General features: G+C 63.9%; 23 protein-coding genes. 15 read left to right on the top strand and 8 right to left on the bottom strand.

Going from position 1 to position 15,295, the window contains the following annotated elements; translation table 11 throughout:
* Window positions 1-10: 10 nt before the first annotated feature.
* From ACSQ3E_RS20520 to ACSQ3E_RS20510, 3 genes are all read right to left on the bottom strand, one after another.
* Window positions 11-157, bottom strand: coding sequence for a hypothetical protein (locus ACSQ3E_RS20520; protein ID WP_310321302.1), 147 nt, complete (start codon window positions 155-157; stop codon window positions 11-13).
* A 104-nt stretch (window positions 158-261) separates the two neighbouring features.
* Entirely contained in the window at window positions 262-732 is a 471-nt protein-coding gene (locus tag ACSQ3E_RS20515; RefSeq protein WP_310321299.1) for a hypothetical protein, read from the bottom strand.
* A 36-nt stretch (window positions 733-768) separates the two neighbouring features.
* On the bottom strand, window positions 769-1,167 hold the full coding sequence (locus ACSQ3E_RS20510) for a hypothetical protein (RefSeq protein WP_310321295.1): 399 nt from the start codon (window positions 1,165-1,167) through the stop codon (window positions 769-771).
* Window positions 1,168-1,475: 308 nt separating this feature from the next.
* On the opposite strand from ACSQ3E_RS20510, the gene ACSQ3E_RS20505 reads away from it, so the two are divergent.
* Window positions 1,476-2,231, top strand: coding sequence for a sulfite exporter TauE/SafE family protein (locus tag ACSQ3E_RS20505; RefSeq protein ID WP_436124091.1), 756 nt, complete (start codon window positions 1,476-1,478; stop codon window positions 2,229-2,231).
* Window positions 2,232-2,240: 9 nt separating this feature from the next.
* Here ACSQ3E_RS20505 and ACSQ3E_RS20500 read toward each other — a convergent pair whose 3' ends face one another.
* Window positions 2,241-2,411, bottom strand: a complete 171-nt coding sequence (locus ACSQ3E_RS20500) for a hypothetical protein (protein ID WP_436124157.1) — start codon at window positions 2,409-2,411, stop codon at window positions 2,241-2,243.
* 217 nt (window positions 2,412-2,628) lie between these two features.
* Here ACSQ3E_RS20500 and ACSQ3E_RS20495 point away from each other — a divergent pair, with 217 nt between their 5' ends.
* Window positions 2,629-4,539: a propionyl-CoA synthetase gene (locus ACSQ3E_RS20495; protein WP_436124090.1), complete on the top strand. Its 1,911-nt coding sequence runs from the start codon at window positions 2,629-2,631 to the stop codon at window positions 4,537-4,539.
* A gap of 255 nt (window positions 4,540-4,794) precedes the next feature.
* Window positions 4,795-6,447, top strand: coding sequence for an alpha/beta hydrolase (locus ACSQ3E_RS20490; protein ID WP_436124089.1), 1,653 nt, complete (start codon window positions 4,795-4,797; stop codon window positions 6,445-6,447).
* A 120-nt stretch (window positions 6,448-6,567) separates the two neighbouring features.
* Here ACSQ3E_RS20490 and ybaK read toward each other — a convergent pair whose 3' ends face one another.
* The gene (gene ybaK / locus ACSQ3E_RS20485; RefSeq protein WP_436124088.1) at window positions 6,568-7,041 is read right to left on the bottom strand and encodes a Cys-tRNA(Pro) deacylase; all 474 of its coding nucleotides are present in this window, start codon (window positions 7,039-7,041) and stop codon (window positions 6,568-6,570) included.
* 129 nt (window positions 7,042-7,170) lie between these two features.
* On the opposite strand from ybaK, the gene ACSQ3E_RS20480 reads away from it, so the two are divergent.
* Genes ACSQ3E_RS20480 through ACSQ3E_RS20460 form a run of 5 tightly spaced genes read left to right on the top strand, consistent with a single transcriptional unit; the run spans window position 7,171 to window position 9,054 of the window.
* Entirely contained in the window at window positions 7,171-7,494 is a 324-nt protein-coding gene (locus ACSQ3E_RS20480) for an ArsR/SmtB family transcription factor (protein ID WP_436124087.1), read from the top strand.
* Complete coding sequence (locus ACSQ3E_RS20475; RefSeq protein WP_310321278.1) at window positions 7,491-7,901, top strand: SRPBCC family protein; 411 nt, start codon at window positions 7,491-7,493, stop codon at window positions 7,899-7,901. The genes ACSQ3E_RS20480 and ACSQ3E_RS20475 overlap by 4 nt, the downstream gene beginning before the upstream one ends.
* Window positions 7,902-7,936: 35 nt before the next feature.
* The gene (locus ACSQ3E_RS20470) at window positions 7,937-8,152 is read left to right on the top strand and encodes a hypothetical protein (RefSeq protein WP_310321275.1); all 216 of its coding nucleotides are present in this window, start codon (window positions 7,937-7,939) and stop codon (window positions 8,150-8,152) included.
* Entirely contained in the window at window positions 8,152-8,568 is a 417-nt protein-coding gene (locus ACSQ3E_RS20465; protein WP_436124086.1) for a DUF1801 domain-containing protein, read from the top strand. Before ACSQ3E_RS20470 ends, ACSQ3E_RS20465 begins: the two co-directional genes overlap by 1 nt.
* A gap of 12 nt (window positions 8,569-8,580) precedes the next feature.
* A complete protein-coding gene (locus ACSQ3E_RS20460) occupies window positions 8,581-9,054 on the top strand; it encodes a barstar family protein (protein WP_436124154.1) in 474 nt (157 codons plus the stop codon).
* Between the two features lie 74 nt (window positions 9,055-9,128).
* Here the strand turns inward: ACSQ3E_RS20460 and ACSQ3E_RS20455 are convergent, their stop codons facing one another.
* Both ACSQ3E_RS20455 and ACSQ3E_RS20450 read right to left on the bottom strand, forming a co-directional pair.
* Complete coding sequence (locus ACSQ3E_RS20455; protein WP_310321265.1) at window positions 9,129-9,449, bottom strand: hypothetical protein; 321 nt, start codon at window positions 9,447-9,449, stop codon at window positions 9,129-9,131.
* 266 nt (window positions 9,450-9,715) lie between these two features.
* Complete coding sequence (locus ACSQ3E_RS20450; RefSeq protein WP_436124085.1) at window positions 9,716-10,099, bottom strand: hypothetical protein; 384 nt, start codon at window positions 10,097-10,099, stop codon at window positions 9,716-9,718.
* A 12-nt stretch (window positions 10,100-10,111) separates the two neighbouring features.
* Here ACSQ3E_RS20450 and ACSQ3E_RS20445 point away from each other — a divergent pair, with 12 nt between their 5' ends.
* Complete coding sequence (locus ACSQ3E_RS20445; protein ID WP_310321258.1) at window positions 10,112-10,561, top strand: GNAT family N-acetyltransferase; 450 nt, start codon at window positions 10,112-10,114, stop codon at window positions 10,559-10,561.
* A gap of 52 nt (window positions 10,562-10,613) precedes the next feature.
* Here ACSQ3E_RS20445 and ACSQ3E_RS20440 read toward each other — a convergent pair whose 3' ends face one another.
* On the bottom strand, window positions 10,614-11,093 hold the full coding sequence (locus ACSQ3E_RS20440) for a VOC family protein (RefSeq protein ID WP_310321255.1): 480 nt from the start codon (window positions 11,091-11,093) through the stop codon (window positions 10,614-10,616).
* A gap of 280 nt (window positions 11,094-11,373) precedes the next feature.
* Here ACSQ3E_RS20440 and ACSQ3E_RS20435 point away from each other — a divergent pair, with 280 nt between their 5' ends.
* The 6 genes from ACSQ3E_RS20435 to ACSQ3E_RS20410 all read left to right on the top strand — a co-directional run bounded on the left by ACSQ3E_RS20435 (window position 11,374) and on the right by ACSQ3E_RS20410 (window position 15,286).
* Window positions 11,374-12,024 carry a glutathione S-transferase family protein gene (locus tag ACSQ3E_RS20435; protein ID WP_436124084.1) on the top strand — a complete coding sequence of 217 codons (651 nt, stop codon included), beginning with the start codon at window positions 11,374-11,376 and terminating at the stop codon, window positions 12,022-12,024.
* Window positions 12,025-12,126: 102 nt separating this feature from the next.
* Entirely contained in the window at window positions 12,127-12,912 is a 786-nt protein-coding gene (locus ACSQ3E_RS20430; RefSeq protein ID WP_436124083.1) for an SDR family NAD(P)-dependent oxidoreductase, read from the top strand.
* A gap of 95 nt (window positions 12,913-13,007) precedes the next feature.
* A complete protein-coding gene (locus tag ACSQ3E_RS20425) occupies window positions 13,008-13,181 on the top strand; it encodes a hypothetical protein (RefSeq protein ID WP_182573752.1) in 174 nt (57 codons plus the stop codon).
* Between the two features lie 28 nt (window positions 13,182-13,209).
* Complete coding sequence (locus tag ACSQ3E_RS20420) at window positions 13,210-13,800, top strand: DJ-1/PfpI family protein (protein WP_436124082.1); 591 nt, start codon at window positions 13,210-13,212, stop codon at window positions 13,798-13,800.
* A 205-nt stretch (window positions 13,801-14,005) separates the two neighbouring features.
* Window positions 14,006-14,722, top strand: coding sequence for a helix-turn-helix transcriptional regulator (locus ACSQ3E_RS20415; RefSeq protein ID WP_310321246.1), 717 nt, complete (start codon window positions 14,006-14,008; stop codon window positions 14,720-14,722).
* 129 nt (window positions 14,723-14,851) lie between these two features.
* Window positions 14,852-15,286, top strand: a complete 435-nt coding sequence (locus tag ACSQ3E_RS20410) for a GFA family protein (RefSeq protein WP_436124081.1) — start codon at window positions 14,852-14,854, stop codon at window positions 15,284-15,286.
* The last annotated feature ends 9 nt before the right edge of the window (window positions 15,287-15,295 follow it).

Here is a 15,295-nt window from a genome sequence, read left to right as displayed (position 1 = left end):
TCGGCGGCGATTACTTTTCCTGGACCGAAATGCCGGTTTCGTCGATGCGCAGCTCGACGCCCTTGGGCTTGGTCTCTTCGCGATAAATGTAGATGCCAAGCGCGATGACGGCAGCCGCAAGTACACCAATGATGAGGTAGAGGTTGTTCTGCTTCATCAGGCAGACGTAGCGGCCACCAGCCGGCAAGTCCAGCAGCTGGGCTGCGGGAACATGATCGACCAGGGCGCAACAATCCGCCTAGCCGGCGGATCGGCCGGCCCTCAGTCGGAGCCGACGATGCCATTGCCGATCGTAATCGGTGAACGGTCAGGCCAGAACCAGATGTAGGCGGCGACGACAGTTGCCACCAGCTGTGCCAGCACCACGGCGCTCTCAGCCAGCGATCCAGCCTGCAAAAGCTTCGCCAGCCCGGCTGCCGCCAGCACCGCCAGCGCATAAAACACCGCGCGCGGCATATAGGCGGCGAAGGCGAGGTCACAGACCACCCGCGCCGCCCAGACACCGGCGAACCCGCCTGCCGCGGCTCCGATCATGGCAGCAAAAATCTGGACATAGCGCGACTGCCTGAGCGTGCCCACGATCAGATCGCCGAGCATCGGCAGCCACCCGACAGCAATGGTCAACGCAGCGATCACGAAATAGGCGACGAGCGTGCAGATCATCAGCGAAAGAACGATTGCGGCAGCCGTCGTCGGCCCGAACGGGACTTTGGCAACACCTTGGGAATTCATCAGCCCGCTCCGATGGTGGACGTCAAGGCTCGTCCACTAGCACTCTTGGTGGTGTATCGGGCAGTGGGCCTCCTGGCTACCATCCACGTAGCTGACAAGAAATGCGGGATTTTCTTGCCACCGATCTGATTTGGGCAGTTCGGCATCCTTAGACCAGTCGATGCTCGAAATTCTGGATAGCTCGAATTCGCGGCTCCATTTGGTTGAGCCATCTGGATAGACAACGTGCATCTGGACCGTCGCACCGGGGCTGCTCATCAAATCAGGAGAATCCTTTCCCAGAAGCCTACAATCCCGAATTCCGGTTGTACCGGCTGCTGCAACGCGATTTTCTGATGAGCTAGATGCAAATCGTAGTTCGATTACAGTACCACGATGCGTGTAAATCGTCTGATCAGTCGGATTTGTCGGGCGTTTAGCGTTTTCGTCGGACATCTTCCCCTCCTGCTTGAGAACAACCATAGGTAATCATCAACAGCGACGGCGGACAAGCAGTGCTTGTTGCAGTACCAACCTCATCAACCGAGGTGAATTGCAGCCGCATCCAGGTTCATCCTGTCCCAATCCGACACAGAAACAGCTGGCACGCATCCTGCTTAGTATTACTTGCCGGCGGTAGCCGGAGCCTGGCCTGCGCGGCCAGGTAAGGTCCGCCAGGGTTGGGATGGGGTTTTGCCCTGGCGGATCCCCCATAACACCGGGGGCACTTGCCTGCATGTCAGGCACCATTGCATTCTCGCCGCATGCCCGACCCCTGTCTGCTGATCATCGTCGTCGGCGCCGTCTTCGTCCTTGCCGGGCTGGTCAAGGGCGTGGTCGGGCTTGGTTTGCCGACGGTCGCCATGGGGCTGCTCGGCCTCATCATGCTGCCGGCCGAGGCCGCCGCCATCCTGCTCTTGCCCTCCTTCGTCACCAACATCTGGCAGCTGCTCGCCGGTCCCGACATCACGGCGCTCGTGCGGCGCCTGTGGCCGATGATGCTGGCCGTTTTCGCCGCGACGCTCGCCTCCACCGGCCTGATCACCAGCAGTTACACATCAATCGTCACCGCAGGGCTCGGGCTGGTGCTGCTCGCTTATGCGGCACTCGGCCTGCTCAGGCTGAAAATGTCGGTGCCACAAGCCGCCGAGCCCTGGGCCGGCCCGGTCGTCGGCGCATTCACCGGCATCATGACCGGCGCCACCGGCGTCTTCGTCATTCCGGCCGTGCCTTATCTCGGTGGGCTCGGTCTTGGCCGCGACGATCTCGTCCAGGCGCTGGGACTATCCTTCACCGTGTCGACGCTCGCACTCGGCATCGGCCTGTGGGCCAACGGCGCGGTTCCGCTCCATCAGCTCGGCATGTCGGCCTTCGCCATCCTTCCGGCGCTCGCCGGCATGTGGCTGGGCGGCTGGCTGCGCGGCCGCATCGCGGCTGAGACCTTCAGGCGCTGGTTCTTTGCCGGCCTGGCGCTGCTCGGGGCGCACATCTCGTGGCAGGGACTGGCGCCGGCCTTCTAGCTGCGCGCACTAGTGCCCCAGCAGCGCGGTCACCGAAATCGCCGCCAGCGCCAGCACCGCAAGCTTCCAGAAATCACGTCGCTGCCTGAGCCCCGGCAAGCCGAGCGGCTTGATCAGCTGGATCGCCATGATGGCAAGGATGATGAGCGACAGCGCCTTCGACATGCCGTCTTTGATCAACTTCGCGCGCCCCTGTCAAAGGCGACGGCCCGATCTGCTACAGTGGCACTGCGGCACTACGATTTGAGAACAGCGGCAGTGCACCGAAACGCGTCGAAAACGGCATTTGCGGACAGCTTCTTAAACCAAGGTCAAATGGACGCCCCCGCAGCCCGGCGGGTACAAACTGGGCCAACAATGACGGCCTCAAGGGCCACTGTCCTGGGAAGGAAACGCCATGCCATCTCGCTATCACGAGGTCTATGACGGTTGGGCCCACGATCCGGAAGCGTTCTGGGCCGAGGCTGCCAGGGCGATCGACTGGTTCAAGCCCTGGGACAAGGTTTTCGACGCCGAAGGTGGCGTCTACGGCCAGTGGTTCGCAGGGGCCGAATGCAACACCTGCTACAATGCGCTCGACCGCCATGTGCTGGGCGGTCGCGCCGAACAGGTGGCCCTCATCCACGACAGCCCGATCACCGGCACGCAGCAGAAATTCACCTATGCCGGGCTGCTCGCCGAAGTGAATGCGCTCGCCAGCGTGCTGCAGGACCAGGGCGTGCGCAAAGGCGACCGCGTCATCATCTACATGCCGATGGTTGCCGAAGCGGCCTTCGCCATGCTCGCCTGCGCCCGCCTCGGGGCCATCCATTCGGTGGTGTTCGGCGGCTTTGCCGCCAAGGAGCTCGCCACCCGCATCGACGACGCCACGCCCAGGCTGATTATCTCGGCGTCCTGTGGCATCGAGCCGGGCCGCGTCGTCGCCTACAAGCCGCTGCTCGACGGCGCCATCGAACTCGCCAGCCACAAGCCGGAACGCTGCGTCATCCTGCAGCGTCCGCAGCTGACCTGCGATCTGATCGCTGGCCGTGACCTCGATTATGCCGCAACAGTCGGTGCCGCCAAGGCCGCCGGCCGCACCGTCGAATGCGTCCCCGTCGCCGCCACCGATCCGCTCTACGTGCTCTACACCTCGGGCACGACAGGCCAGCCCAAGGGCGTGGTCCGCGACAATGGCGGCCACATGGTCGCGCTCAAATGGTCGATGGAAAACGAGTTCGGCGTGAAGCCGGGCGAGGTGTTCTGGGCGGCGTCAGATGTCGGCTGGGTCGTCGGCCACTCCTACATCGTCTATGGTCCGCTGTTGCACGGCGCCACCACCATCCTGTTCGAGGGCAAGCCGGTTGGCACGCCCGATGCTGGCACATTCTGGCGTGTCATTTCGGAACACGGTGTCGTCGCCCTGTTCACCGCCCCCACCGCCTTCCGCGCCATCAAGAAGGAAGACCCGCAGGGCCTGTTCGTGCCGCAATACGACCTCACGAAATTCCGCACCCTGTTCCTCGCCGGCGAACGCGCCGACCCCGAAACCATCAAATGGGCCGAAAACAAGCTGAAGGTCCCGGTCATCGACCATTGGTGGCAGACCGAAACCGGCCACCCGATCAGCCAGAACCCTGTCGGGCTTGGCCTGTTGCCGGTCAAATACGGCTCGCCCTGCGTGCCGATGCCCGGCTACGACGTGCGTGTGCTCGACGACGCCGGCCATGAGGTCGGGCGCAGCACGCTCGGCAATGTCGTGGTCAAGCTGCCCTTGCCGCCCGGCTGCCTGCCAACGCTGTGGCATGCCGACGAGCGCTTCTTCAACGCCTACCTCGCCGAGTTCCCCGGCTACTACAAGACCGCCGACGCCGGCTACATCGACGACGAGGGCTACCTCTTCATCATGGCCCGCACCGACGACATCATCAACGTCGCCGGCCACCGCCTGTCGACGGGTGGCATGGAGGAGGTCGTGGCCGAACACCCCGACGTCGCCGAATGCGCCGTCATCGGCATCGCCGACGCGATGAAGGGCCAGATCCCCTGCGGCTTCATCGTGCTCAATTCGGGCGTTTCCCGCGACACCACTGCAATCGAAAAGGAAGTGGTCGGCCTCGTCCGCGACCGCATCGGCCCGGTCGCCGCCTTCAAGATGGTGGTCACCATCAAGCGCCTGCCCAAGACCCGTTCGGGAAAAATCCTGCGCGGCACGATGCAGAAGATCGCCGACCGCGAGGACTGGAAGATGCCGGCGACAATCGACGACCCTGCAATCCTCGACGAGATCACGGAAGCGCTGAAGGCGCGCGGCATAGGCGTGCCTTGACGCCCTCGCGATGGCACCAAATTCCGGGATGCATCGGCAAGACACTTCGGTAGCCTCGCGATAGCAACGGCGACTCAACAGCCCTCATAGTGAGCCTATCGAACCACGAGGGCGCCAGGCGCTGCAGTCGGCACGCAATGAGCTTGTCGAGCGACCGGGCAACGCCCTGCGCTCCCCCGTTGATTTGCCCCAGCGCCATTGCCTGGACGCCTAGCCCACGGCAAGCTGCCCCCTGATTTCATGAGGGGTATTGGCATGCTGCGCAACTGGGCCGTCCGCTACTGGTACTCGTTCTCGACCACCGGCCTGCTGCTCGGCACGCTGTTCTTCGCGGCGTCGCTGACGCCGACGCTGATCCCGCGCAACTACCTGACCCAGGGTGTGCTCTCAGGCCTTTCCGCCGCCGTCGGTTATGGCTGCGGCTTCTTCCTGCGCTGGCTCTGGCGTTATCTCGAACTGCCCGAGCTCCGCGCGCGCATCCTGATCGCCGGCAAGCTCGTCGCCGCCATCGCCTGCGGCATCGTCGGCCTCGCTTTCCTGTGGCAGGCCTCGGAATGGCAGAACTCGATCCGCCGGCTGATGCAGCTCGACCCGGTCGACACCGCCCATCCGCTCGAGGTCGGTGCCATAGCACTCGTCACCTTTGTCGTGCTCGTGGCGCTTGGCCGGCTGTTCAAGCTGACCCTTGTCTTCGTCTCGGAAAAGCTGCGCCGCTTCGTGCCGACCCGCGTCTCCTACGTTATCGGAACCACGATTGCGGTGTTCCTGTTCTGGTCGGTGGCCGACGGCATCATCTTCCGCTACGGCCTGCGCGTGATGGACAGCTCGTTCCAGCGCCTCGACGAACTGATGCCGGCCGAAACCCGGCAGCCCTCGGAGCCCGCCAGGACCGGCAGCGCCGCATCGCTGGTGCGCTGGCAGGATCTCGGCCGCATGGGCCGCTCCTACATCGCCACCGGCCCGACCGCCGCCGACATCGGCAAGCTCACCGGCAGGCCGGCCAAGGAGCCCATCCGCGTCTATGTCGGACTGCAGTCGGGCGACACGCCGCAGCAGCGCGCCAAGCTTGCGCTGGAGGAGCTGAAGCGCGCCGGCGGCTTCGAGCGTTCGACACTCGTCATCGTCACGCCCACCGGCACCGGCTGGGTCGACGAGCAGGCCATCGACCCGATCGAGTTCCTGCACAATGGCGACGTCGCCAGTGTCTCCACCCAGTATTCCTACCTCGCCAGCTGGCTCTCGCTGCTGGTCGAGCCCGGCTACGGCGCCGAGCAGTCGCGCGCGCTGTTCAGCGAGGTCTATGGCTACTGGCACACCTTGCCCAGGGAAACGCGCCCGCAGCTCTATCTCTTTGGCCTCAGCCTCGGCGCGCTCAGCACCGAGCTGTCCAACGAGCTGTTCGAGGTCCTCGGCGATCCCTATCAGGGCGCCCTGCTCAGCGGCCCGCCCTTTGCCAGCCGCATCTGGCACTCGATCACCGACGACCGCAATCCCGGCTCGCCGGAGTGGCTGCCCGAATTCCGCGACGGCTCCTATGTCCGCTTCACCGCGCAGAAGAACGCGCTCGACATTCCGGGCGCGCAGTGGGGCCCGCTGCGGCTCGTCTACCTGCAGTATGCCTCCGACCCGATCACCTTCTACGAAACGCACGCGCTCTACAGCGAGCCCGACTGGATGAAGACACCGCGCGGCCCCGACGTCTCGCCCGAGCTGCGCTGGTACCCAGTCGTCACTTTCCTGCAGCTGACGCTAGACCTCGCCATGGCCACCACCGCGCCCATGGGCTACGGCCACGTCTATGCCGCCGAGCACTATATCGACGCCTGGGTGCAGGTCGCCGACATCAAGGACTGGCCGCCGGACGAAATCGCCAGGCTGAAGCAGCATTTCATAGACAAGCGGAAGTAGCGCGTCTCGGCGCTTCGCACGAAAGCGGTACAGTGGGGCCTGTCGAACCGAGGCAGCGACAGCCCGCGTTGGACTGGACAGCCGGCCGGCCGGCCGGACCAGCGCCATAACGTCGAACCTTCAGCGGATCAGATCGGCCGCCTTGGCATTGAGCGCGGCGATCAAATCGTCGGGCCGCATGCGGATCTGCAGGCCACGCTGGCCGCCGTTGAGAAAGATCTCGTCCTCGAGCGTCGCCATCTCCTCGACGGCCGTCGGCACCTGCTTGCGCTGGCCGAAGGGCGAGATGCCGCCGACCTTGTAGCCGGTCAGCCGCTCGGCAGTGTCGGGTTTCATCATCTGAGCCGCCTTGCCGCCAAAGGCAGCGGCCACCTTCTTCATGTTGACCTCCTGGTCGGAGGGCACCACCACGCAGGCCGGCTTGCCGTCGACCTCGACCATCAGCGTCTTGAGCACGATGCCGGGTGAAACCCCCATCGCCTCGGCCGCCTGCAGCCCGACGCGCTCGGCGCCTGCTTCATAGTCATAGGTCGCGAGCGCGAACGGAATGCCTGATTTGGTCAGCGCCAGCGTGGCGGGAGTGGTCTTCGACATGCCCTGTTGTGCAACAGGGTCCGGGGATTTCGCAAGGGTTGCGGCCGCTGGCCCAAAGACGAAACCACCCATTGACAATCCCATACCCGATTGGCTATGTGTCATCGCATAGCCAATCGGGTATGAGATATGACCGAGCCCCAGGACGCAATCTTTCGCGCGCTTTCCGATCCGACACGCCGCGGCCTGTTCGAGCGTCTCTGCCGCAATGGCGACACGACAGTCGTCGGCCTGCTGGGCGAGGCCGGTGTCTCTCAGCCGGTGGTCTCCAAGCACCTGAAGATCCTGAAGACGGCCGGGCTGGTGCGCGACCGGCAGCAGGGCCGCTACACCTATTACAGCGCCGAGCGCGATGCGCTCAGAACCCTGGTCGACTGGACGACAGAAATGTCCGGTTTCTGGAACGACCGCTTCGACGATCTCGACACTTTACTCAAGAGGATGGACCAATGACCGAAACAATGGAAACCACGCGCTCGGTCGTGGTCGAACGCGATTTCCCCTACCCGCCGGAAAAGCTCTGGCGCGCGCTGACCCAGCCGCATCTCATCGCCGAATGGCTGATGAACAACGACTTCATCCCGGTGGCCGGCCGCCGCTTCACGCTGTCCGCCGATTGGGGCCAGGTCGACTGCGAGGTCGAGACGGTCGAGGAGCACCGCGCTTTGTCCTATCGCTGGGACACCAAGGACCTCCGGAGCATCGTCACCTGGACGCTCGCCCCCACCGCCTCGGGCACAAGCCTGCGCATGGAGCAGCGCGGCTTCACCACCGCCCAGAAGGCCTACTTCCAGGGTGCTACCGTCGGCTGGCCGCGCTTCTTCGACCAGCTCGGCAATGTCATAGCCAAGCTCGACTGACCGCAGCGACGCCATCGATTTCAGGGAGTAATGCAATGAACCAAGTGATCCGCATCATCCATCGCTGGACCTCGCTGCTCTTCAGCCTGATTGTCGCCTCGATCTTTGCCGGCATGGCCCTCACCACCTTGCCAGAGTGGTATTACTACCTGCCCCTGCCGCCCCTCTTCGTGCTGATCCCGACCGGCATCTACATGTTCTTCGCGCCCTACTTCAGCGGCCGTCAGGAGACCGCCAGGGGCCGAGCCTGATGGCCAAGGACGCAGCTCCCAAGCTGCTGTCCGGCGGCAATCCGCAGATTGCGAAGGGCTATGGCGACGCCGTCGTCCAGTCCTACATCGACGCCATGCCCGGCTGGAAACAGGACGTCGGCCGGCGCATCGACGCCCTCGTTACCGAGGCAGTGCCGGGCGTGGTGAAAGCGGTAAAGTGGAACTCGCCCTTCTACGGCATGGAGAAGGACATCTGGTTCCTCGGCTTCCACTGCATGACCAAATACATCAAGGTCGCCTTCTTCAAGGGCGCGCAGCTCTCGCCGCTGCCGCCCGGCGCCTCCAAGCAGGCCAATGTGCGTTATCTCGACATCTATGAAGGCCGTCCCTTCGACGAGGCGCAGTTCTCCGACTGGGTCAGGCAGGCAAGTGCTTTGCCCGGCGAGAAGATGTGAGCGAGAAGCAGGCTGGGAATTGCGCAAGCGCGGGGGTGTGATACCAACCGAGACCTGCCCCTCGGCAATCTGAAAGGCCGCCTGCGTGACAACCGAATACACGATAGACGGCTCCGCATCGGCTCTCTTGAAGAGTTCTACGACGAGATCAGCGGTGTCCTGATCCCCGGCCATCGCTGGGGCCGCAATCTCGACGCGTTCAACGACATCCTGAGAGGCAGCTTCGGAACGGCTGAAGGCTTCACGCTGAGGTGGTCCCACTCCGAGCTATCGAAGGCCAGGCTGGGTTACCCTGAGACTGTCAGGCAGCTGGAACTCCGGCTCGCACAATGCCATCCCGATAACCGAGCCCAGGTGGGCCAAGAGCTGGCCGATGCGCGTGCCGGCATAGGTCCGACGGTCTTCGACTGGCTTCTCGACATCTTTCGAAGCCACGGCCCGGGCGGAGAGGAAGCCAAAGACGACGTCCAGCTGGTGCTCAAATGATCGTGACGCTGACTTCGGATACACGCCCGAACTTCACCTGAGCGCGGGCTGCACGAAAAATGGCTACCGGGGCGCTACGAAAACCCTGCGCAATCGCGCTCGAAAATAGCTTTGGCTGCCTCATACCCCTCCTCGGAGCAATTCAGAAATTCAACTGCCTTGCGCCAGTTTTCCTGCCGAGCAGTAATCTTATCGTCATGCGCCTGCCATTCGAATGCTAGCATGACGTCCTCGATCGCGCTTTGTTGCCATTCAGGTACTGACGGGTCGCAAGACTGGCCACCCGGAAAGTAGTTGTTGCAGCACCAGAACGACATCTCTTCCGTGCTTATTTTCCCGCAGCCCCATTCCTCCATCAGCGCGATTAGTCGCGACTTAGGTATGTAATCAAGCATGGAAGGCCTCCGACGCCGCTACCATGCTTGTGGCGGCTCAGTTTGTGCTCAAACTGCCCTGACGAACTAACAGCTGCAATAGGCCCAGCAGACGCGGTTGGCGTCTCAGCCGCGCCGCATCGCCTCGATCACGGCCCGGACGGAGACGGGGCCGAAGACGACGTCCAGCTGGTGCTCGACTGATCTCCCCTGCCCAACTGGCATGCCCTCGGTATTCGCCGCTGCTTGCATGAGCAGCAGCGAGTTCTAAGGAGCCTTGCAGCTGCTCAATATTCTAGGAATTCCCATGAAATCTCTTTTTTGAACTTCGCGATCGATTCCTCCAGATACTCCAAAGGAACATCCTTCCTGTAGAGCGTAACTTCGCGCGCCTTCTTCGTGTCGTCGCGGAAAATCTCAAGAACAAGATCGCCATCGACGTAAAATTCGACGCCAATTCCGTCTCGGTCGGCGACATCGCTCGCAATCACCCAGTACTTTTGTGGTTCTACGGTCATTATGAACTCCGAAACATGCGAGCAAACAAGCATATCCTCGCTTGCAAAGCGCAGCAAAGGGGCAGAAACAGGCGCACCATTGTTTGCTACTGGCTTCACCTGCCATTGCGCCACTGCAATCCTTGCGTCAAAAAATCTGGCAGGGCCACGCATAAGGAAGTTGCAATGACCGTCAGCATCCGCCCCGCTCGCACCGAGGACGGGGATGCCCTCGGCGCACTCAAGCTGCGGTCTTCGCTGGCCTGGGGAGACCATGTCGAGGAACTGCTGGCGATGCAGGAGGCGAGACAGGTTCCGGCCGCGCACCTGCCGCATATCGCGGTCGCCGAACTGGCCGGGCAGATCGTCGGCTTCGTGACTGTCCTTCCTGGCGACGACGCCGCTCGGGCCGAGCTGGAGGATCTCTTCATCGTACCGGAAGCATGGCGCAAGGGCATCGGCAGCCGGCTTGTCGCCGAAGCCGAACGCCGCGCCATAGCGCTCGGCGCGCGGTCGCTAAGTGTCGTCGCCGGCGCGCGGGCGCGTCCGTTCTACGAGGCCGCAGGCTTTCAGTTTGCCGGAACCGCCCAGACGGAGTTGGCACTGGCCATCCGGCTGCAAAAGAATGTTTGCTAGCCGGCTTTGTGCCTGGTCGGACAAGCTGCCGGCAAGCCCGACAGCCATCGCCTCACCCCCTCCGCGCTGCCTCGATCGCCGCGACGTCGATCTTCCTCATGTCCATCATCGCCGCGAAGGCTCGCTTGGCTTCTGCGCCGCCGGCAGCCATCGCATCGGTCAGCACGCGCGGCGTGATCTGCCAGTTGATGCCCCATTTGTCCTTGCACCAGCCGCAGGCGCTTTCCTTGCCGCCATTGCCGACGATGGCGTTCCAGTAGCGGTCGGTCTCTTCCTGGTCGTCGGTGGCGATCTGGAACGAGAAGGCCTCGTCATGCGTGAAGGCAGGCCCGCCATTGAGCCCGATGCAGGGGATGCCGGCGACGGTGAATTCGACCGTCAGCACGTCGCCCTCCTTGCCGGAGGGGTAGTCGCCCGGCGCGCGATGCACGGCCGTGACCTTGCTGTCGGGAAACACCGTCGCATAGAACCGGGCCGCGGCCTCGGCATCCTTGTCGTACCACAGGCAGATCGTGTTCTTGGCAACAGGCATTATGCGCTCCTCTCGCTTGCAGCCAGTTCGGCGTTAACCCACCCGCCCTTCCGACATAGGGGGGCTGTGGCCATTGTCCACCCCGGCCACCGGCGATGAAAGGCCACGGCGGTTGTCTGCTGACAAAAGCGCCACGGCCGTGCGCGATTGGAGCTTCAGAACGCGAATGCCCAAGCTCAAGAAATGACCCAAGAAAATGCGGCGAGGCTGTCGGCAACCCTGCCCGCCATTCGTCCTCTGGAGGCACCATGCAAGGACATGCAACAGCCGGAGCCTGCCGATGACCCCCACCATCACCGCTTTCGAGGCTTCGCCCGACCAGGGCCAGGGAATGGCGCGCGACATGCGCGTACGCTGGGCGCTCGAGGAAGTGGGCCAGCCCTACGAGGTCCGTCTGGTTTCGTTCAAGGCGATGAAGCAGCCGGCGCATCTGGCGCGCCATCCCTTCGGGCAGATCCCGACCTATGAGGAAGGCGATCTCGTCCTGTTCGAGTCGGGCTCGATCATCTTCCACATCGCCGAGCGCCAAGCCGGGCTGCTGCCGAAAGAAGCCAACGCCCGGGCGCGGGCAATCACCTGGATGTTTGCCGCGCTGAACACAGTCGAGCCGCCGATCGTCGAGCTCGAACAGGCGCCGTTCGTGGAAGGCGACAAGCCCTGGCTCGCAGAGCGGATACCGATGCTCAAGGATCGCATCCGCGTCCGCATGGACCAACTTTCCAACAGGCTCGGCGATGCCGAATGGCTCGATGGTTCGTTCAGCGCCGGCGACCTGATGATGGTGATGGTGCTGCGCCGGCTGGAGGGGGACGGCATAGTGGAGGATTATCCAAACCTCGCCGCCTATGTCGCCCGAGGCCAGGCGCGCCCCGCCTACAAGCGCGCATACGACGCTCAGCTGGCGGTCTTCACCGCCGCATCGGGCGGCTGAGCAGGACGGTGGTCGTCTCCCCTCCCCGTTGACCCCGCCTGTCCTTCCCGCCAGTGTCCGCGACTGGATTCGCCTTCCCGGCGACAAAGGCAGGAGCGGACAATGAAGCTCGACGGCAAGACGGCGATCATCACCGGCGGCGCCAGGGGCATCGGCTATGCCATCGCCGAGCGCTTCCTGCGCGAGGGCGCACGCGTCGTCATCGCCGACATCGACCAGGAAGAGGGCAACGCCGCCGAGCGCGATCTCGAAAAACTGGGTGAGGCGCGTTTCGTCCGCGCCGATGTCGGCAAGCGCCTCGACGTCCACAATCTCGTTGCCTCGACGATCGACGCCTTCGGCGACGTCGACGTTTTGGTCAACAATGCCGGCATCGACCACCAGGCCGATTTCCTCGACCTCGCCGAGGACGATTTCGACCGCGTTCTGAGGGTCAACCTCAAGGGCGCCTTCCTTGCCGGCCAGGCCGTCGCCCGCATCATGGTCGACAGGGTCAAGGCGGGCGGCGCGCCCGGCACCATCGTCAACATGTCGTCGATCAATTCGGTCGTCGCCCATCCCGACCAGGTGCCCTATGCGGTGTCCAAGGGCGGCGTCGGCCAGCTGACCACGGTCATGGCGCTCGGCCTCGCGCCCTATGGAATCCGCGTCAACGCCATCGGTCCCGGCTCGATCTCGACCGACATGCTGGCCCGCGCCAAGGCCGATCCCGCGGCCAAGGCCCGCATCCTGTCGCGCACCCCGCTCGGCCGCATCGGCGAGCCGGAGGAGATCGCGGCGATTGCGGCATTCCTCGCTTCCGACGACGCTTCCTACATCACCGGACAGACGATTTTCGCCGATGGCGGGCGGCTCGCGCTCAACGGCACGGTTCCTGCCAAAGCCTGACGGAAACATAGTCGAAGACGGCCGCGGCCTCCTGACAGACTGCTGTCAGGAGGGGTGTGCGATACTCCTTCCAGTCAAGATAAGGAGGACCCGCCATGAACACGTTTACGCCTGTCATCTTTCGTACCATCAGGCATTATGCTGGCAAGGTCAGGACCATGCACAATGAGATCCGCACCGAGCGCCTCATGAATTCTCTGCCGACAAGCATCCGCAAGGATATCGGCTGGCCCGACCGTTTCGACGCTCGTCGCACCGACCGCAACTGACACATCGCCCGACAGAGGGGACACGCTCATGACCGCACCCAAGACAATCGGTGTCCTGTTCATCGAAGGCTATGCCGACTGGGAGTATGGCCTTCTGGCTGCCTCGGCGGCCGAATGGTTCGGCGCGCGGGCGATCGCGATTTCGCCGCACAAGGCACCGCTGACCTCGATCGCCGGCTTCGCCCTGTCGCCGACGCGCGGCGCCAACCCCGCGGAAAACATGGATCTCGACGCCGTCGCCGTGATCGGGTCGGACGGCTGGGCGGGCAAGGACGCGCCCGACATCTCGCCGCTGCTCAAGGCTGTCGCCGCGCGCGGCGGTGTCGTCGGCGGCATCTGCGCCGGCACGCTGGCGCTCGCCCGCGCAGGCCTGTTCGAAGGTGTCTCCCACACCAGCAACGGCCGCGACTGGATCCTGGAACACGAGCCGGCCTACGCCGGTGCTGCGGGCTACCAGGACGTGCCGCACGCCGTCGCCGACAACAACGTCGTCTCCGCTCCCGGCTCGGCACCCGGCACCTTCGCCGCGGCCTTCCTCGAGACGCTCTATCCCGAGCTGGTCGGTCAGATCGGCGAGATGCGTGCCATGTTTGCCCGTGAGCATACCGGGGTCGCATAAGGCCATGGTGACGCCTCCTGACAATACGCTGTCAGGAGCCCTGTGCGATGATAGGATGAAGAGGTTCGCATTCCGCTGTCACCTGTGCCGCCCTGCGCCAGCGCATGGCGGCATGCCGGACTGACTTTTTGGACGACGCGCATTGTCATCGACGCCAGGCGCCCCCACTTGGCCAAGAACAGCGCGATACTTTGAGGGGTAATCGATGAGACGCGCCGACAGGCTGTTCCAGATCGTACAGCATCTCCGAGGTGGCCGCCTGGTCACCGCGCACAAGCTGGGCGCGTGGCTCGAGGTTTCCGAGCGCACGATCTATCGCGACATCGCCGACCTGCAATCGACGGGTGTGCCGATCGATGGCGAGGCCGGGGTGGGCTATATGATGAGGGAGGGTTTCGACCTTCCGCCGCTGATGTTCACACGAGACGAAATCGTCGCATTGGTTGCCGGCGCCCGCATGGTCCGCGCCTTTGGCGGTGCCGCCATGGCGCGCGCCGCCGACGAGGCGCTGGTCAAGATCGGCGCTGTCCTGCCCGACTCGGAAAAGGACCGCATTGCCCGCACCGAGATCCACACGCCGATGTGGGTGGTCTCAGACGCCGACCGCGAGGCGATCGACCTGATCGAACGCGCCGTCGAAAAGCGCCAGGTGCTCAAGCTCGACTACAATGACGAGGCTGGCCGCGGTTCGGCCCGCGAGGTCCGCCCGCTCGGCCTGTGGTTCTGGGGCAAGGTCTGGACGCTGATTGCCTGGTGCGAGATGCGCAACGACTTCCGCGCCTTCCGCATCGACCGCATCTCGTCGGTAGCCCTAGCCAGTCGCAGCTTCAAACCCGAGCGCGGCAAGTTGCTCGTCGACTACTACCGCAGCGTCGAGCGCAGCGAATCCTACGGCACCCACGACCGCAGTTCCGGCGCCTGACGCCACAGCTTCCCTCCCCGACCGCTCCCAAATTGTCCCGGTGACAAGCCGGGACTTTCTTTTGCCCGTCGCAGGCAATACCGGCATGCTGGCATGCTTGGTAATATGAAGCGGGAAGAGAGACGGCTCATGGACATGGATATCCGCGAAATCAACGGCGCCTGCCATTGCGGCACGGTTCGCCTGCGCGTCAGGCTGTCGGATGGCCTGCGCAGCGCGCGGCGCTGCACCTGCTCCTACTGCCGGATGAAGGGCGCTGTCGCGCTCTCGGCCGAGCTTGGCGGCGTCGATGTCGTATCGGGTGAGGAAGCCCTCACCCTCTATCAGTTCAACACCATGGCCGCGAAGCACTATTTCTGCTCGAAATGCGGCATCTACACCCATCACCAGCGCCGCTCGAACCCCAACCAGTTTGGCGTCAACGCCGCCATCCTCGATGGCATCAGCCCGTTCGACTTCACCGAAATCCCTGTCATGGACGGCATCAATCACCCGTCCGACCGCAAGGGCGGCACAGCAGGCTCGGGCATCGCCGGCATCCTGAAGTTCATCGCGAGCGAGTAGGCCGGCTGG

Origin of the sequence: Aminobacter sp. LjRoot7 (genome assembly GCF_964252895.1) — a bacterium.
GTDB lineage: Bacteria > Pseudomonadota > Alphaproteobacteria > Rhizobiales > Rhizobiaceae > Aminobacter > Aminobacter aminovorans_B.
This window is presented reverse-complemented; position numbering and strand designations above follow the sequence as displayed.

What these genes read in the sequence shown, in the direction of transcription:
- ACSQ3E_RS20465 (WP_436124086.1), top strand. Translation starts at nt 8,152, where the DNA reads ATGGCCAAGGACGCAGCTCCCAAGCTGCTGTCCGGCGGCAATCCGCAG.
- ACSQ3E_RS20495 (WP_436124090.1), top strand. Translation starts at nt 2,629, where the DNA reads ATGCCATCTCGCTATCACGAGGTCTATGACGGTTGGGCCCACGATCCG.
- ACSQ3E_RS20510 (WP_310321295.1), bottom strand. Translation starts at nt 1,167, where the DNA reads ATGTCCGACGAAAACGCTAAACGCCCGACAAATCCGACTGATCAGACG.
- ACSQ3E_RS20435 (WP_436124084.1), top strand. Translation starts at nt 11,374, where the DNA reads ATGACCCCCACCATCACCGCTTTCGAGGCTTCGCCCGACCAGGGCCAG.
- ACSQ3E_RS20475 (WP_310321278.1), top strand. Translation starts at nt 7,491, where the DNA reads ATGACCGAAACAATGGAAACCACGCGCTCGGTCGTGGTCGAACGCGAT.
- ACSQ3E_RS20415 (WP_310321246.1), top strand. Translation starts at nt 14,006, where the DNA reads ATGAGACGCGCCGACAGGCTGTTCCAGATCGTACAGCATCTCCGAGGT.
- ACSQ3E_RS20455 (WP_310321265.1), bottom strand. Translation starts at nt 9,449, where the DNA reads ATGCTTGATTACATACCTAAGTCGCGACTAATCGCGCTGATGGAGGAA.
- ACSQ3E_RS20505 (WP_436124091.1), top strand. Translation starts at nt 1,476, where the DNA reads ATGCCCGACCCCTGTCTGCTGATCATCGTCGTCGGCGCCGTCTTCGTC.
- ACSQ3E_RS20420 (WP_436124082.1), top strand. Translation starts at nt 13,210, where the DNA reads ATGACCGCACCCAAGACAATCGGTGTCCTGTTCATCGAAGGCTATGCC.
- ACSQ3E_RS20440 (WP_310321255.1), bottom strand. Translation starts at nt 11,093, where the DNA reads ATGCCTGTTGCCAAGAACACGATCTGCCTGTGGTACGACAAGGATGCC.
- ACSQ3E_RS20410 (WP_436124081.1), top strand. Translation starts at nt 14,852, where the DNA reads ATGGACATGGATATCCGCGAAATCAACGGCGCCTGCCATTGCGGCACG.
- ACSQ3E_RS20480 (WP_436124087.1), top strand. Translation starts at nt 7,171, where the DNA reads ATGACCGAGCCCCAGGACGCAATCTTTCGCGCGCTTTCCGATCCGACA.
- ACSQ3E_RS20450 (WP_436124085.1), bottom strand. Translation starts at nt 10,099, where the DNA reads ATGCGTGGCCCTGCCAGATTTTTTGACGCAAGGATTGCAGTGGCGCAA.
- ybaK (WP_436124088.1), bottom strand. Translation starts at nt 7,041, where the DNA reads ATGTCGAAGACCACTCCCGCCACGCTGGCGCTGACCAAATCAGGCATT.
- ACSQ3E_RS20430 (WP_436124083.1), top strand. Translation starts at nt 12,127, where the DNA reads ATGAAGCTCGACGGCAAGACGGCGATCATCACCGGCGGCGCCAGGGGC.
- ACSQ3E_RS20490 (WP_436124089.1), top strand. Translation starts at nt 4,795, where the DNA reads ATGCTGCGCAACTGGGCCGTCCGCTACTGGTACTCGTTCTCGACCACC.
- ACSQ3E_RS20445 (WP_310321258.1), top strand. Translation starts at nt 10,112, where the DNA reads ATGACCGTCAGCATCCGCCCCGCTCGCACCGAGGACGGGGATGCCCTC.
- ACSQ3E_RS20520 (WP_310321302.1), bottom strand. Translation starts at nt 157, where the DNA reads ATGAAGCAGAACAACCTCTACCTCATCATTGGTGTACTTGCGGCTGCC.
- ACSQ3E_RS20515 (WP_310321299.1), bottom strand. Translation starts at nt 732, where the DNA reads ATGAATTCCCAAGGTGTTGCCAAAGTCCCGTTCGGGCCGACGACGGCT.
- ACSQ3E_RS20470 (WP_310321275.1), top strand. Translation starts at nt 7,937, where the DNA reads ATGAACCAAGTGATCCGCATCATCCATCGCTGGACCTCGCTGCTCTTC.
- ACSQ3E_RS20425 (WP_182573752.1), top strand. Translation starts at nt 13,008, where the DNA reads ATGAACACGTTTACGCCTGTCATCTTTCGTACCATCAGGCATTATGCT.